The following is a 13,798-nucleotide window of genomic DNA, read 5'->3' on the forward strand; positions in this document are numbered from 1 at the left end:
CCTTAGTTGCGCAGGGCTTGGGGAACGCTCAGCGGCCCGAGATCGAGAATTCCCTTGTATTCGCCCGTCCGGCGCCACACGCCGTGTGCCTTGCCGTTTTCCCGATCGCGCTTGGGATCGAACATGATGCCTCCGAATTGGTCGAGGAACACCTGTGCGGACGCCTGGTCGCCGAAGCAGTAGAGCCGCCAGTCCTCATGCGTCTGATCCGGCCATATCGCCTGCACCTGCCTTTTGATTGGGACCAGCCCGCGCTCTTCGCAAAAATCGCGGATCAGCGAGAAGCTGTGTCCCGTGCATAGATCATCGGGCAGCGCAACCTGGTAAGGCCACTCGCGGTCAATCTTGGCCGGCGAGGGGCGACGGCTGCGCATCGGGTCAGTGGTGAGCGCCGGGTTTCTTGCTCTCTCTCAGATAAATGTCGGTCTGGTGGCGCATCGCATCCGAAAGCGACAACGCCAGATCGAGGTCTTCAGGATAGATCGCCAATATCCAAGTGGCCGTCAGCTCCGCAATAGCCTGTTTCTGGCTGACGTCGGACAGGCCACGCATTTGCTTTGCCATCTTACTGACGGCCCGGTGAATGGCGGCCCGCTCGCGCTTTACCGTGGCATATATCTCGGGCTGCTCGGACTCGGTCGCGGTAATCGGTTTCATGGGTGTGTCTCCAATTCGCTGACAGTGAACGAAATGAGAACATCAGAGTCAAGAGCCTCTTGACGGAACAGGAATATGTTCCTTGTCTAGAGGGATGGCGCACGATCCAATCGACACGCTGGGCAAGGCGACCCGGCACAACATGCTTGTGAAAGCCGAATGCAGCTGCGGCAATGTCCGCTACTGCCGCTCGGCCGACCTGATGATGGTCTATGGCGGCGGCGTCGACCCGCTAAGGCTCAAATTTGATTGCAGCCGATGCAAGCCGACGGTGAAGATCACCTTGCTCGAGGTGCATCCGGAACACTTGCCGAAGCGGCTGATGATCCACAAGCCGATGAAAGTCGACGGCAAGATCCGTTGGATCACCGAGCGGCTTCGTGGATGAGCGCCTGCCAGTGGTCGACAGAAACTATCAGGCCGTGTAGCCCTATCGTAAAAGGGCGGCGTGGAAATATGACTCGATATGCGTTCGTAGACGGTGCAAACTTTCGCCTAATGATAGACGCGACGCGGGGTTATTTCGGAATCCCCCAAGCGGCTGGGTTCGATTTTGAGCGGTTCTTCCAAGACAAATTTAGCGCTGATCGAGTATTCTACTACGACGCGATCCCGGCACAAAAGTCTGGCCAATCAGATGCTGAACACGCCCTTGAGGTGGAGAGGGTTGAGGCGCTCTTTCAGAAGATCAACAGTTGCGGCGGCGTGCACGTGAAAACTGGTGTCGCACGACACAGGCGCAAACGCGGCATGGAGCAGAAAGGTGTCGACATACTATTGGCCTTGGATGCCTATCGCCATGCGGTCGGGGGCTTGGACACGGTTGTATTGTTCACAGGCGACGGTGATTTTTATCCAGTATTGGAAGCACTTCAGAACACACATGCAAGAACGATACTGTTTTGCAGTCGGCTCTATGCTCCAAGTTATCTTACCGAAATGGCTGACTTCGTTGAGCATGTGAACGAGGCTACCTTTGCAAGTTTTTTCGAGGCGTCCCCCGAATTCAATCCGTCCGCATTGGGTGTCATGAATGGGGGGCTTTCCAGTTATACCGTGATCACGCAGAAGAAACTCAGGAAGGTGAACTCGCTTCAGATATCAGGTGAAATCGTCGAGATTTGGGAGAGAGAGGATTCCCCATATGTTTACGCTATTCGGGTTGAGAAAGGATTTTCGTTCGTTGCTGCGGCCGACGACAAGACACTCGTAAAACTCCTAGAAAATCAACTGGGTTTTACTGAAGCGACGCACGGTCGTATCCGCACATAGGTGCGGCCTGAAGGATTCGAGGGGGCTATCTATATTGGTGAAGTGCTTGACCGCGACACGACCCTTCTGCCAACAAGCTGTATGAAAATCACGAACGGGCCGTAGGGGTCAGGTGCGGGGGCCAGAGCTAGTTTGTCAGCAAAATCATGGGGCATATTTTCCCCGCACCTTGCGCAAGTGGTTGTGTCGCCTCAGTTTGGCACAATTCTCGACCGCACCATTAAATTCGAAAGCGCCCCGTTGAGTTCGAGCACGGCAAAGAGCGTCTTTGTCAGGCGCGAGGCTTTTTTGCCTGCGATCGCGAGTTTGGCCGATGCGAAAACGCCATCGGCGCGTAGCCATATATGCGGTTTGCGTGGATAATTATTCGCGCACCAGGCGTCCGGTTGCCCACCAGATCACAGATACAGCAGCGATCGATACGTAGCCGTCCAGGGCATAGTGCCATCCAGTGTACACCGATCCGTACAGGATCAGGGCTGCAAACGCCCAACCCAGAGCGCCCAGCCAGAGATTGATCGAGGACAGCAAATAGGCGTTCAGTGCGGCAAAGGCGACATGCATGCTTGGCATGGCCGAGATGCCGCCGCCAAGGCTTGGCCGGCCACTCCGGTAAGCCATCAGGAGATATGCTGCGGGTTCCCGCACCATGTAATTATGGTCCAGTCTGTCCAAGGCGGCATTCAATCCGTGGAAGCGATCCACGCCAACAAACTGGTGGTAGTAAACCGGCCCGACCGATGCCAGCGCCAAAGCCAAGACAGTTCCGAGGATGCACAACGTCAGCGCTGCCGCGCTGAGATAGCGGATGCGCGCAATCTCGTCCGACCAGAGCGCCACGAAAAGGATGGTGCCGAACCACTGGTAGAACCAAATGACTTCATAGCTGTTGAAGACGACGAGCGACCACCCGTTGCTGTCGAGCTTATGGGCGATCTCCCACGGCGGCATCCCGTGCAACCATTCATCAGCGTCGGCTAACCAGTGGTCGGCATAGTATGGGACGACGGACGGGATGGCGATCTTGTAGGTAGAGAACGCGGTCAAGCTGGCAAAGAAGAACAGCAGCACCAACAGACAGCCGCGCCAGCGCCCTTGAACCAAATCCAGGGCGTAGCGAACCGGTTGCCGTCGGCCATGGATGAGCGCGGCACAACAGACGCCACCGATAAACAAGACCGGCATGCCAATAAGAAACTTGTGAGAATAGATTAGGGCTGATGTACGGAATACTTCTGGATATAGTGCAGATGCACCTAACACGTACATTGCCATAAACAAGGAGAGGCGCAATTGCCATATGGCTGAGGGCCTGTGGCGAGAGGCTTCCGTAGTTAGGGCCAAGCCAATTTACCCGTTCTTAATGTTTCGCCGGAGAGACATATACACCGATAAGGTAAAAACCTTGCCGTCAGGTTTACTTTTCCCCGGTGGTCGACACCTGCCGGCTCGCATGCGGTGGATTGATTCCCTGAGCAATCTTGCATCCGCATTGCTGTCCATGCCCCGCGCGAAGGAATTGCCCGGAGCCTCGGGGTCGAACCGGCCGGTGCTTAAACACGGGCCCGCCACTCCCTCGGTTGACCTATCATAAGTTTTAGATTATCATAAGTCATGGTTTATGATTACGCAGGAATGGTGGCCTTGGCCGATCCGACACGCCGCAAGGTGTTCGAGCTCATCGCCGATCGGCCGCGCTCGGTCATCGATCTGACGCGGGTGCTTCCGGTCTCGCAGCCGGCGGTATCGCAGCACCTCAAAGTGCTGAAGGAAGCCCGACTGGTCCGTGCCGAGCCCAAGGGCGCCAGCAATATCTATCATCTCGACCCGCATGGGCTCGGCGAGATGCGCGCCTGGCTCGATCGCATGTGGGGCGATGCGCTCGACGCCTTCAAACGGGAAGTCGACAACAGCAAGGAGAAGAGGAAATGACGACCATGATCAAGCCCGCACCGGTCAGGAAGTCGGTGACCGTGGAGGTGCCGCTCGACAAGGCATTCGATGTGTTCACGACAGGGTTCGGACGGTGGTGGCCGGCTTCGCACTCAATCGGCAAATCCGCCCTGACGACCGCGGTGATCGAACCGAAAGCCGGCGGCCGCTGGTACGAGATCGGCGAGGATGGGTCAGAATGCGATTGGGGCGAGGTTCTCGCCTGGGATCCGCCGTCGAGGCTGACGCTCGCCTGGCGTATCGGGGCCGACTGGCGCTACGATCCGGCATTGCTGACCGAGGTCGACATCCGCTTTGTCGCGCTCGGCGAGAATTCGACGCGGGTGGAACTCGAGCACCGGCTTCTGGAGAACATGGGCGAGACCGCAGAAGCAGCGCGCCAGGCCTTCGAATCGGAGCGTGGCTGGAGTGGTGTCCTTGGCGCCTACGCGGCTGAGGCCAAACGCTACGCTGCCTGATCGGCAGGCCTCTAAGCCCGATATCCAGCGAGGCCGTCGCAGCGTCGGCCTCGCCTCATTCCCGGTGCAGCATATGCCGTTCTGCCCGACCACCGGGACTAATGTTGTTGGGCGACCGATTCCCCGACCGGGGCACACCACACCTGGCGTTGTCGCGGACTACCCGGCAGTTGGTCGGCGGCGATGGCAGAGCTGGATTACCGGTGCTTCTCGACGAAAGCCTTGCAGGCGGGTGACAACTGCTCGATCATGCTCTGAAGGTCGCATTTGCCGATCGGTGTCATTGGGCAAAGCCGTTTGTAGTCAGGCTTGCATTCCTTGCCCTGAAAAGATTTGAAGGCCTTTGCATCGGCGGCAATCGGGTTCAAAAGTATTCCCGAACAAACCAGCGCAAGACTGGTAAACAGATACTTCCCCATAAACACCCTCCCTTTATTACCGGTAATTATAGAGATGCTAAATTAGAATCCTCTAATTATCAATCTTGAATTATCAATCTTGGGCAACCGGCAGCTCGCAAGGTCGTCTGATATCCGTCCGTTGCGCACGGAGAGGCCGATTCTCAAGCCAATCGCGCCGCCGCTCCATCTTTGTGTTTGACCATGATCTTTTCGGAAAACCGGTTTCCACTTTTCAGGATCATGGTCTAGACCTGACAGGCACCTTATCCGGAAATCCGATGGCGGGAGGCGCTGGTGGAAGGCCAGGACGAACACATGACCGGCGCCAGGGCCGCTGAGGAGCGCCGCGCCGACATCTATGACGAGGACGGCGTCATCCTGTCGTCGTTTCTCACCCAGATCGGTGCCGCGATCGCCGATCGCGATACGCTGACGCTGAAGCGCGAAGTCGACGATCTGCACCAGTCGGAACTCGGCCACCTGCTCGAGGCGCTGCACCCGGAACAGCGTCGCGCCCTGGTCGAATTGCTGGGCAAGGATTTCGATTTTTCCGCGCTGACCGAGGTCGACGAGGCGATCAGGCGCGACATCGTCGACAATCTGCCCAATGCGCAGATCGCCCAGGCCGTGCAGGAGCTCGATTCCGACGATGCCGTCTACATTCTCGAGGACCTCGACCAGGAGGACCAGGACGAGATCCTGTCGCAACTGCCGTTCACCGAGCGGATCAGGCTGCGGCGCTCGCTCGACTATCCCGAAGAGACCGCCGGCCGCCGCATGCAGACGGAGTTCGTCGCGGTGCCGCCATTCTGGACGATCGGCCAGACCATCGACTACATGCGCGAGGACAACAACCTTCCCGACCGTTTCAGCCAGATCTTCGTCATCGATCCGAGCTTTAAGCTGCTCGGCGCCATCGACCTCGACCAGATCCTGCGCACCAAGCGCTCGGTCAAGGTCGAAGAAGTCATGCATGAGACCAGGCATGCCATCCCGGCCACCATGGACCAGGAGGAGGCGGCACGCGAATTCGAACAATACGATCTTCTGTCCGCCGCCGTCGTCGACGAGAACGAGCGGCTGGTCGGCGTGCTGACCATCGACGACGTCGTCGACGTCATCCAGCAGGAGGCCGAGGAAGATCTGCTGCGCATGGGCGGCGTCGGCGACGAAGAACTCTCGGACAGCATCCTTTCGACTTCGCGCTCGCGTGTGCCGTGGCTGCTGGTCAACCTTTTGACGGCCTTCCTCGCGGCTTCGGTGATCGGCCTGTTCGACCGCACCATCGAGCATATCGTGGCGCTGGCGGTGCTGATGCCGATCGTCGCCGGCATGGGCGGCAATGCCGGCTCGCAGACCATGACCGTCACCGTGCGGGCGCTGGCGACGAGGGACCTCGATATCTACAATGCCGGCCGCATCATCCGCCGCGAAATCGGGGTGGGCTTCATCAACGGCATCATCTTCGCCATCCTGATCGGCATCGTCGCGGCTGCCTGGTTCCACGATCGCAATCTCGGCGGCATCATCGCGGCAGCGATGATCATCAACATGTTCGTGGCGGCTCTGGCGGGCATCCTGATCCCGCTGCTGCTCGACCGCTTCAAGATCGATCCGGCTGTGGCTTCGGCGGTTTTCGTCACTACGGTCACCGATGTCGTCGGTTTCTTTGCCTTTCTCGGGCTTGCCACATGGTGGTTCGGCGTAGGCTGAACGGCACCTCAATTGACTTTTACGTAAATGCCGTGCGAGGCTTTGGAAGGTGCCTTGTCCGCCGATTCTGGTACGCGCCTGGATGCCGGCGGCGCCGGCCAGTTGGAACTCGCGGCGTGGCCGGGGCATTGGAGTGGCGATGCGGGAATATTATTCGATCACGGAGCTGACCCGCGAATTCGACGTGTCGACGCGGACGTTACGCTTCTACGAGGACGAAGGGCTGGTGCAGCCGGTAAGGCGCGGCCGCACCCGGCTGTTCCGTCCGTCGGACCGGCATCTCATCCGCCAGATCATGCGCGGCAAGAGGCTCGGCTTCTCGATCAACGAGATCCGCGAAATCATCCAGATGTACAGGGAGCCGCCCGGCGAGGTCGGCCAACTCAAGCTGATGATCAAGCGCATCGAGGAAAAGCGCGAGGATCTTCGCCAGAAACGCCGCGACCTCGAGGAGACCCTGGCCGAGCTCGACCAGGCCGAGGAATCCTGCGTCGAGCGGCTGGTTGAACTCGGCGTCACCACGTAAGCGCGGTGTCAGCCCCGGCTCAAATCCAGCGCCGCACCCTTTTCGCGTAGTCCCGGTACTTCTTGCCGAATTTGGCCGTCAGCACCTTCTCCTCGCTCTCGATCGTCAGCTTCTGCGTCAGGAACGCCGCGATGACCGCCAGCGGCAGGAACCAGGCGATCCCCGAGACAAAGGCGAGGCTGACCAGCAGCAATGTGTTGGCGAGGTAGATCGGGTTGCGGCTGACGGCGAAGGGTCCGGTGGTCACCAGATGGTCCGGCACGCCGTTGGGGTTGAGCGTCGTTTTGGCGCGGATCATGGTGCGGATCGCGGTGAACCAGAGCGCGGCGACCGCCACCAACCCCACAAGGCCGGCGGCGAACAGGATGTCGCCGAGAAGATCGCCGATCCACGGCAGTGGATAGAAAAACCCTAGCGCGACGCTGACGATGATGGCGGCGACATAGATCAGCGGCGGCCATGGGATGTCCCCCAGCTTCGGCTGCCCAGGATTTTGCTGCACGGGTTTCGGGTGACTGTCGGTCATTGTTGTCCTCCCTCGATTAGCGCGTTCTCGGTTCCGCCGTCTCGGTTTGGGCGGTGCAGGTGCCGGCGAGCTCGCCAATATGCGTCTTCCACTCCGGGGACTGGTCGTTGCTGTAGAGCCGGTCAAGCGAGGCTTCGCCCTGGAGAGTGTCCAGCATGCAGGCACAATAGCTGGAGCAGAACTCGGTGTCGCGCGCCTGCTCGCAGGATATTTGGCAGGATTTCAGAAAGTTCACCTCCCTGCTTTCGACCCGCGCCGGCATGAATTGCGAAAACAGCCAGACCGAGCCGATCAGCAGCGGCTGATGGATCAGATAAAAGGCAAGGCTGTGCCGGCCGATGAAGACCAGCGGGTTTGCCCAGCGGCCTGGCGTCATGGCCGACAGCCGGGTCAGCACGCCGGAGGTGGCGGCGAGTTTGGTAACCGCGATGCCGGCAAGCACGGCGCCGAACCAGGGCAGTAGCGGAACATAGTCGTTGGAGTGCGGATTGGTCGCCGATAGACCGACCCACCACAAAGCCGGATGATCGAAGGCCTCGGATCTGAGGTAGAAGGGCGCCGCGATGACAAACGCCGCGACAAGCAGTGTCAGCAGCGCCGGCAGCCGCAGGAACGCCAGGCCGAGCAGGCTGGCGAGCGCGATCTCGTGCAATATGCCGAAAAAAATGAAGCCGTCGGGCGTGGCGATTCGGGTGACCAGCGATATTGCGAGAGCCGCCCCGGCAACCATGGCGAAGCGCTTCCAGAAGCCTGTCCAGCGGATTTTCTTGCCATGGGCGAGATAGAGGCTGACGCCGACCAGGAACAGGAAGCTCGAGGCGATGCAGCGCGCGTAGATTTTCCACCAGCCGAAGGCGGTGAGGCCGGGATCGGTGTAGCCGAAAAATTCGAGATCCCAGGTGAAATGATAGCTCGCCATGGCAAGCAAAGCGATGCCGCGTGCGATGTCGATGGCGGCGATGCGCTTCGCCTTCGGTTGATCCTGAACGGCGGTGGTCGGCGTGGCGATGCTCATCGGTCTCGCTGTCTTGGTTCAGCCCCGGCAAGACGACTATCACGGTTGCCACCGTCAAAAGAAGCAGTCCTCGCGTCGCGTTGGCGCGGGTCAGCATTAGAACTCGCTTTAGGCCAGAGCCGGAAAGCCTTTGGCCGGCTTCGCTTTTTGCCGTGAAGGCGTCGGTTTCCTGTTACCCGGCCAGGAATCGCCGCGGCAGATTTGTGCTCCAAACCCTTGCTTTGGGCGATTCTGCTTCGGGGAAAGCAATGGCTACCCATGTGCGCCATCCTATCTGGCTTGCGGCCTTGCGGCCGGCGGATGCACGCACCTTCGCCTCGCTTTATGCGGTCGAATCGTTCGCGCGCGCCACCGTCTCCAGCGTCATCCCGATCCAGGCCTATGAGATCCTGCACAACGAGCAGATCGTCTCGATCCTCTACACGGTCGTGGCAATGCTCGGCCTCTCGGCGACGCTGTTCATGCCGATGCTGATCCGGCGCTTTGCCCGGCGCTGGGTCTATACCGCCGGTGCCTGCCTGCTGGCCGTCGGCTCGCTGTTCTTCGTCACTCATACGCTTGCTGGCCAAACGGTCGGCATGCTCTGCCGCGTCATCGGCGCCAGCGCGCTGGCGATCACGCTCAACCTCTACATCATGGACCATATCCGCAAGACCGATTTCATGCAGGCCGAGTCGCTGCGCATGGCGTGGTCGATGCTTGCCTGGACCGCCGGGCCGACGCTCGGCATTTTCCTCTACACGCGTTTCGGCATCTATGCCGCGCATAGCGCGGTGGCCGTCTTCGCCATGGCCCTGCTGGCGCTGTTCTGGACCTACCGGCTTGGCGACAACCCGTCGATCCGCCCGGGCAAGACGCGGCCGGTCAATCCGCTGCCCAATATCGGCCGCTTCGTCGCGCAGCCAAGGCTGAGGCTGGCCTGGCTGATCGCCTTCGGCCGTTCCTGCTTCTGGACGACGTTCTTTGTCTATGGGCCGCTGTTCATGGTGATCACCGGCGAGGGCAAGCTCGCCGGCGGCCTCTTGATTTCGGCCGGCAATGCGCTTTTGTTCATGGCCATCTTCTGGGGCAGGGCGGGAAAGCGTTTCGGCGGCCGGCGCACCATGACGTTTGCCTATTTCGCCATGTCGGCGACGCTGCTGGCGGCCGGCGCCGTCGGCGAGGCCGCGCCGCTCGTCACCGGCGCGTTGCTGCTTTGCGGTGCCTTCTTCACCATAGCGCTCGATGCGCTGGGCTCGACCGCGTTCATGCGCTCGGTGCGCTCGTATGAGCGGGCGCAGATGGCGGCGGTCTACCGCACCTATCTCGACTTTTCCGAGCTGACGCCGCCGCTGGTCTATTCGGTGGTGCTGGCGTTCTGCGGCCTGGGCGCGGTTTTCGCGACGCTCGGCCTGCTGGCGGCGGTCTGCGGCTTCGTCACCTGGCGCTATCTGCCCAAATCGCTTTGATGTTCAAGCGCCGCATGCCGCTCGAGCACCCAGTTGTGGAAGCGGTGCAAGTCATATTCCTCGGGCATCAGCACGCCGGCCTTGTGGCGCATCGAGCGCAGGCCCTTCTGGTTGACCTCGCAGATATCAGCATCTTCCTCCAGCACCTGGGTGCCGAAGGCGACGATGTTGTCGATATCCGCTGCCGGATCGGCGAGCGCTTCGGGCGAAAAAAGCCATTCGGCGGTGAGTTCGGTCTGCTCCGGCCCAAGCGGCACCAGCCGCACGGTCCTGACATAGTCGACATGGCCGACGACGAACATCGACGGCAAGTTGGTGGCATAGGTCTGCCCGGCAGCACGCTCGGCCGGCGTCAGGCTCGAAAAGACCGAGCCGTGGACGCGCCCGTCGCGCGACCAGGTTTCGGCCCCGGCCCGCAAGCCGCCGGCAAATTCCGGCGCGTCATTGTCGGCGTGGCGCGCCCATTCGGGGTCGTCGTGCCGGCCCATCAGGCCGCGGCCATAGATCGGCACCAGCCGCGACAGGTCCTTGTGGACGCCAGGGCAGTGCAGGCACTCGTTGAAGTTCTCCCAAAATATCTTCCAGTTGCAGTTCATAACCTTGCGCAGCACATGGCCGCTCAGCAGCGTTTCCAGCGGCCAGTTGGCGAGGTTGCCGGATGCCGGATCGAAGGATGTTTCAGCCGAACCGGCAGCGTCTTCCGCGAGGTTGACGAAAACGAAACCGCTCCACACCGACAGTGCTACGCGGTAGAGCGGATGATCGGCCTTGTCGAAACCGTCCGGCAGCGATTTCGATGGCACGCGCACCAGATCGCCGCGCAGCGAATAGGACCAGGCGTGGTAGGGGCAGGTGATGAGCCGCGCCTTCAGCCGTCCTTCGCTCTGCTGGCAAAGCTGCGAGCCGCGATGCCGGCAGGTGTTGTGAAAGGCGCGCAATTCGCCGGTCTCGTCGCGCAGCACGACGACCTCCTGCGTGCCTATGCGAAACGTCCTGAAAGCCAGCGGATGGGCAAGGTCGGCCTCGCGGCAGACCAGCAGCCAATTGCGATACCAGATGGCCTCGAGATCGCGCTGATAGCCTGCGATGTCCCAATAGGCCGATGACGGCAGCGTCGGCTCGGCCCGCGTCAGGCCGTTATAGGGACCGCGCTCATTCGGGCTGGGTTGCATGCCGGCTTCCTCCCCATCCGCCAGCCGACACCCGGCTGTGAGAATTGTCAATTGCGGCGCCGGCCGGCGAGCTTGGCGAGGCGGCGCATTCGCCACACGATCCGGCGGAATTTGGTTTGCCGGGCGCGGCGATTCTGCCTATAGTCGCTGATGTCGTCGGTTCCGTTTGGAACCAAGAGGGAATGCGGTGCGGGCGAAATTCTTGCCCAATGCCGTGGCTGCCCCCGCAACTGTGTGCGGTAGTCCTCTCCATATGCCACTGAAGATTTTCTTCGGGAAGGTGGGGAAGGGCGCTGATCCGCGAGCCAGGAGACCTGCCGGCGACAGGAAACTGACTTCTATGCCCTCGGGTGGAGGGCGAAAGGACAAGACATGAATACCGCTTCCGTCTCGCTCGGCGCTTCCGTCTCCTCGCAGTCGCGTTTCATGCAGCTGGCGCTTGCTGCATTCCTCGGCATTTTCGTCATGGGCTTTGTCGGCTTCTCGCACATCGATGCGGTCCACAATGCCGCCCACGACTATCGCCACTCGATGGGCTTTCCCTGCCACTGACAAGGGGCTGACATCATGACACTGTTTCGCAACGTCGTGTTCATCGCGGCGATCGCAGGGCTCGTGGCCGGCGTCGTTCTCGCCTGCATGCAGGCCTATGCCACGGTGCCGCTGATCCTGAAGGCGGAAGTCTACGAACAGGCCGGCGGCGGCCATGACCATGCCGCGGCACCTGCGGCACCGGTCGAAAACGCCGGGGGCACGATGGCTATAAGCAGCGCCGCGCCGGCACCGGCTGAAGCAATGGCTCCGGCGGAGGACGAAGGCTGGGCGCCGGCCGACGGTTTCGAACGTTTTGCCTTCAGCGTCGTTGCCAATATCGTCACCGGCATCGGCTTCGCGTTGGTCCTGGTTGCGGTTTCGGAGTTCGCCGGCGGCATCGGCAATTGGCGCCAGGGCCTGTTCTGGGGGCTTGCCGGCTTTGCCGTGTTCACGCTGGCGCCGGGCCTCGGCCTGCCGCCGGAATTGCCGGCAATGCCGGCGGCCGACCTTGTCCAACGCCAGATCTGGTGGTGGGCAACGGTGGTGGCGACCGCCGCCGGTCTCGGCCTGCTCGCCTTCCGCAGATCGCTGCCGCTGGCGGTCCTTGCGGTGGCGTTGATGGTGGCGCCGCATATTGTCGGCGCGCCGCAGCCCGACAGCTTCGAGACGACAATCCCGGAAGGCCTGCATCATCAGTTCGTGGTGGCGGTGACGCTGACCAATCTGGTGTTCTGGCTGGTGCTCGGCGCGGTCGTCGGCGTGGTGCGCGGCCGCTTCACCGGCACGGCGACCAGCCTGCGCGACAGCTTTGCCTGACCGCGCTGCCGGGGCGCTGACCCTGATCATCGGCGGTGCGCGCTCCGGCAAGAGCGTGCATGCCGAGAGGCTGGTGAGTGCCTGTCCGGCGCCATGGAGCTATATCGCGACGGCGCAAGCCTATGACGAGGAGATGCGCGAACGGATCGCGCTGCACCGCTCGCGCCGCAGCGCCGGCTGGACGACCATCGAGGCGCCGCTCGACCTTGCCGGCGCGATCGAGGCACTGCCTGACGGCCAGCCGGTGCTGATCGATTGCCTGACGCTGTGGCTGACCAACCATATGCTGGCCGAACATGATGTCGAGGCCGAATGCCGAAGGCTGGCAGATGTGCTGTCGCGGCCGCGTGGACGCTGGTTCGTGGTGTCCAACGAGGTCGGCCAGGGCATCGTGCCGGAGAATGCGCTGGCAAGACGGTTTCGCGACGCGGCCGGCCGGTTGAACCAGGACGTTGCCGCCGTCGCTGACACCGTGCTTTTGATGGTGGCGGGGCTGCCGCTCAGGGTGAAATGACATGGCTGATACTATCGACCCCAAGGACGAGGAGCGCCACCGCGCCAAGATGGCCAAGCGCAAGGCGGTGCAGGACGCCGAGGTTGCAGCCAAGACGGTCGAGAAAGGGCTGTTGATCGTCAACACCGGTCCGGGCAAGGGCAAGACCACGGCCGCCTTCGGGCTGGCGCTCAGAATGCTCGGCTACGGCAAGCGCGTCGGCGTCGTCCAGTTCATCAAAGGCAAATGGCACACCGGCGAGAAGGATGCTTTTGCCTGCTTCGGCGACCGCGTCGTCTGGCACGCCATGGGCGAGGGCTTTACCTGGGAGACGCAGGACCTGAAACGCGACATCGCGGCGGCCGAGGCCGCCTGGGCCAAGGCACTCGAGCTGATGGCCGAGCCGTCGATCAGCCTGGTGGTGCTCGACGAACTCAACATCGCGCTGCGCTACGACTACCTCGATCTCGAAAAGGTGGTCGCGGCGCTGAAGGCGCGTCGCGAAGGCCTGCATGTCGTCGTCACCGGCCGCAACGCCAAGCCGGCGCTAGTCGAGGCGGCCGATCTGGTCACCGAGATGGGCGTGACCAAGCACCACTTCTCCGCCGGCGTGAAGGCGCAGCAGGGGATAGAGTTCTGAGGGGTTTGGCGATCGGGGAAAGGCGTTTCGGAGCAGGCGGCGCCGGCGAAGCTGCCGATCTCCCCCCTTGTGGACCTGTTGCGCAGTCATGAGCAAAAGCTTGCGGCGGCGGGGTTGCGGCGGTTGTTCGCTTGTTTGCGGGGGATTTGACGTCTTGTTTGGGGTTTCAGGCGG

At 61.5% G+C, this 13,798-nt stretch carries 18 protein-coding genes and 1 riboswitch; of the genes, 11 read left to right on the top strand and 7 right to left on the bottom strand.

Annotated elements, in window-relative coordinates:
• Positions 1–2 precede the first annotated feature (2 nt).
• Positions 3–374, bottom strand: coding sequence for a hypothetical protein (locus NKH37_RS25725; protein WP_353007397.1), 372 nt, complete (start codon positions 372–374; stop codon positions 3–5).
• Between the two features lie 4 nt (positions 375–378).
• Positions 379–657: a hypothetical protein gene (locus NKH37_RS25730; protein WP_352548508.1), complete on the bottom strand. Its 279-nt coding sequence runs from the start codon at positions 655–657 to the stop codon at positions 379–381.
• Positions 658–751: 94 nt separating this feature from the next.
• Here NKH37_RS25730 and NKH37_RS25735 point away from each other — a divergent pair, with 94 nt between their 5' ends.
• Entirely contained in the window at positions 752–1,045 is a 294-nt protein-coding gene (locus NKH37_RS25735; protein ID WP_353007394.1) for a hypothetical protein, read from the top strand.
• 68 nt (positions 1,046–1,113) lie between these two features.
• Positions 1,114–1,929 carry an NYN domain-containing protein gene (locus tag NKH37_RS25740; protein WP_353041685.1) on the top strand — a complete coding sequence of 272 codons (816 nt, stop codon included), beginning with the start codon at positions 1,114–1,116 and terminating at the stop codon, positions 1,927–1,929.
• 363 nt (positions 1,930–2,292) lie between these two features.
• Here NKH37_RS25740 and NKH37_RS25745 read toward each other — a convergent pair whose 3' ends face one another.
• Positions 2,293–3,114, bottom strand: a complete 822-nt coding sequence (locus tag NKH37_RS25745) for a phosphatase PAP2 family protein (protein WP_023720728.1) — start codon at positions 3,112–3,114, stop codon at positions 2,293–2,295.
• Positions 3,115–3,543: 429 nt separating this feature from the next.
• Here NKH37_RS25745 and NKH37_RS25750 point away from each other — a divergent pair, with 429 nt between their 5' ends.
• Together NKH37_RS25750 and NKH37_RS25755 are read left to right on the top strand one after the other, a co-directional pair.
• Positions 3,544–3,861, top strand: a complete 318-nt coding sequence (locus NKH37_RS25750) for an ArsR/SmtB family transcription factor (RefSeq protein WP_023720727.1) — start codon at positions 3,544–3,546, stop codon at positions 3,859–3,861.
• Positions 3,858–4,340: an SRPBCC family protein gene (locus NKH37_RS25755; RefSeq protein WP_031194498.1), complete on the top strand. Its 483-nt coding sequence runs from the start codon at positions 3,858–3,860 to the stop codon at positions 4,338–4,340. Before NKH37_RS25750 ends, NKH37_RS25755 begins: the two co-directional genes overlap by 4 nt.
• Before the next feature lie 197 nt (positions 4,341–4,537).
• Here the strand turns inward: NKH37_RS25755 and NKH37_RS25760 are convergent, their stop codons facing one another.
• Positions 4,538–4,759 carry a hypothetical protein gene (locus NKH37_RS25760; RefSeq protein WP_352814643.1) on the bottom strand — a complete coding sequence of 74 codons (222 nt, stop codon included), beginning with the start codon at positions 4,757–4,759 and terminating at the stop codon, positions 4,538–4,540.
• 276 nt (positions 4,760–5,035) lie between these two features.
• Here NKH37_RS25760 and mgtE point away from each other — a divergent pair, with 276 nt between their 5' ends.
• Both mgtE and NKH37_RS25770 read left to right on the top strand, forming a co-directional pair.
• Positions 5,036–6,454 (top strand): magnesium transporter, encoded by a 1,419-nt coding sequence (mgtE, locus tag NKH37_RS25765; protein ID WP_023720724.1) that lies wholly within the window; start codon positions 5,036–5,038, stop codon positions 6,452–6,454.
• A gap of 139 nt (positions 6,455–6,593) precedes the next feature.
• Positions 6,594–6,980, top strand: coding sequence for a MerR family transcriptional regulator (locus NKH37_RS25770; RefSeq protein WP_023676566.1), 387 nt, complete (start codon positions 6,594–6,596; stop codon positions 6,978–6,980).
• Between the two features lie 19 nt (positions 6,981–6,999).
• On the opposite strand, the gene NKH37_RS25775 is transcribed toward NKH37_RS25770, so the two are convergent.
• Together NKH37_RS25775 and NKH37_RS25780 are read right to left on the bottom strand one after the other, a co-directional pair.
• The gene (locus NKH37_RS25775) at positions 7,000–7,506 is read right to left on the bottom strand and encodes a methyltransferase family protein (RefSeq protein ID WP_353041687.1); all 507 of its coding nucleotides are present in this window, start codon (positions 7,504–7,506) and stop codon (positions 7,000–7,002) included.
• Positions 7,507–7,522: 16 nt separating this feature from the next.
• Complete coding sequence (locus NKH37_RS25780; protein ID WP_352814640.1) at positions 7,523–8,521, bottom strand: heparan-alpha-glucosaminide N-acetyltransferase; 999 nt, start codon at positions 8,519–8,521, stop codon at positions 7,523–7,525.
• A gap of 248 nt (positions 8,522–8,769) precedes the next feature.
• Between NKH37_RS25780 and NKH37_RS25785 the strand changes: the two genes are divergently transcribed.
• Positions 8,770–9,969 carry an MFS transporter gene (locus tag NKH37_RS25785; protein WP_353007388.1) on the top strand — a complete coding sequence of 400 codons (1,200 nt, stop codon included), beginning with the start codon at positions 8,770–8,772 and terminating at the stop codon, positions 9,967–9,969.
• On the opposite strand, the gene NKH37_RS25790 is transcribed toward NKH37_RS25785, so the two are convergent.
• A complete protein-coding gene (locus NKH37_RS25790) occupies positions 9,948–11,141 on the bottom strand; it encodes an aromatic ring-hydroxylating oxygenase subunit alpha (protein WP_353041689.1) in 1,194 nt (397 codons plus the stop codon). The two genes, NKH37_RS25785 and NKH37_RS25790, sit on opposite strands and share 22 nt — an antisense overlap.
• A gap of 140 nt (positions 11,142–11,281) precedes the next feature.
• Positions 11,282–11,477: riboswitch (cobalamin riboswitch) on the top strand.
• Positions 11,478–11,513: 36 nt separating this feature from the next.
• Here NKH37_RS25790 and NKH37_RS25795 point away from each other — a divergent pair.
• Genes NKH37_RS25795 through cobO form a run of 4 tightly spaced genes read left to right on the top strand, consistent with a single transcriptional unit; the run spans position 11,514 to position 13,624 of the window.
• Positions 11,514–11,693 (top strand): CbtB domain-containing protein, encoded by a 180-nt coding sequence (locus NKH37_RS25795; RefSeq protein ID WP_023720718.1) that lies wholly within the window; start codon positions 11,514–11,516, stop codon positions 11,691–11,693.
• A 15-nt stretch (positions 11,694–11,708) separates the two neighbouring features.
• On the top strand, positions 11,709–12,491 hold the full coding sequence (locus NKH37_RS25800; RefSeq protein WP_023720717.1) for a CbtA family protein: 783 nt from the start codon (positions 11,709–11,711) through the stop codon (positions 12,489–12,491).
• Positions 12,484–13,005, top strand: a complete 522-nt coding sequence (gene cobU, locus NKH37_RS25805; RefSeq protein WP_023720716.1) for a bifunctional adenosylcobinamide kinase/adenosylcobinamide-phosphate guanylyltransferase — start codon at positions 12,484–12,486, stop codon at positions 13,003–13,005. Before NKH37_RS25800 ends, cobU begins: the two co-directional genes overlap by 8 nt.
• Position 13,006: 1 nt before the next feature.
• Complete coding sequence (gene cobO, locus NKH37_RS25810) at positions 13,007–13,624, top strand: cob(I)yrinic acid a,c-diamide adenosyltransferase (RefSeq protein WP_023720715.1); 618 nt, start codon at positions 13,007–13,009, stop codon at positions 13,622–13,624.
• Positions 13,625–13,798: the final 174 nt, after the last annotated feature.

The organism is Mesorhizobium sp. M1217 (assembly GCF_040318275.1).
Lineage (GTDB): Bacteria > Pseudomonadota > Alphaproteobacteria > Rhizobiales > Rhizobiaceae > Mesorhizobium.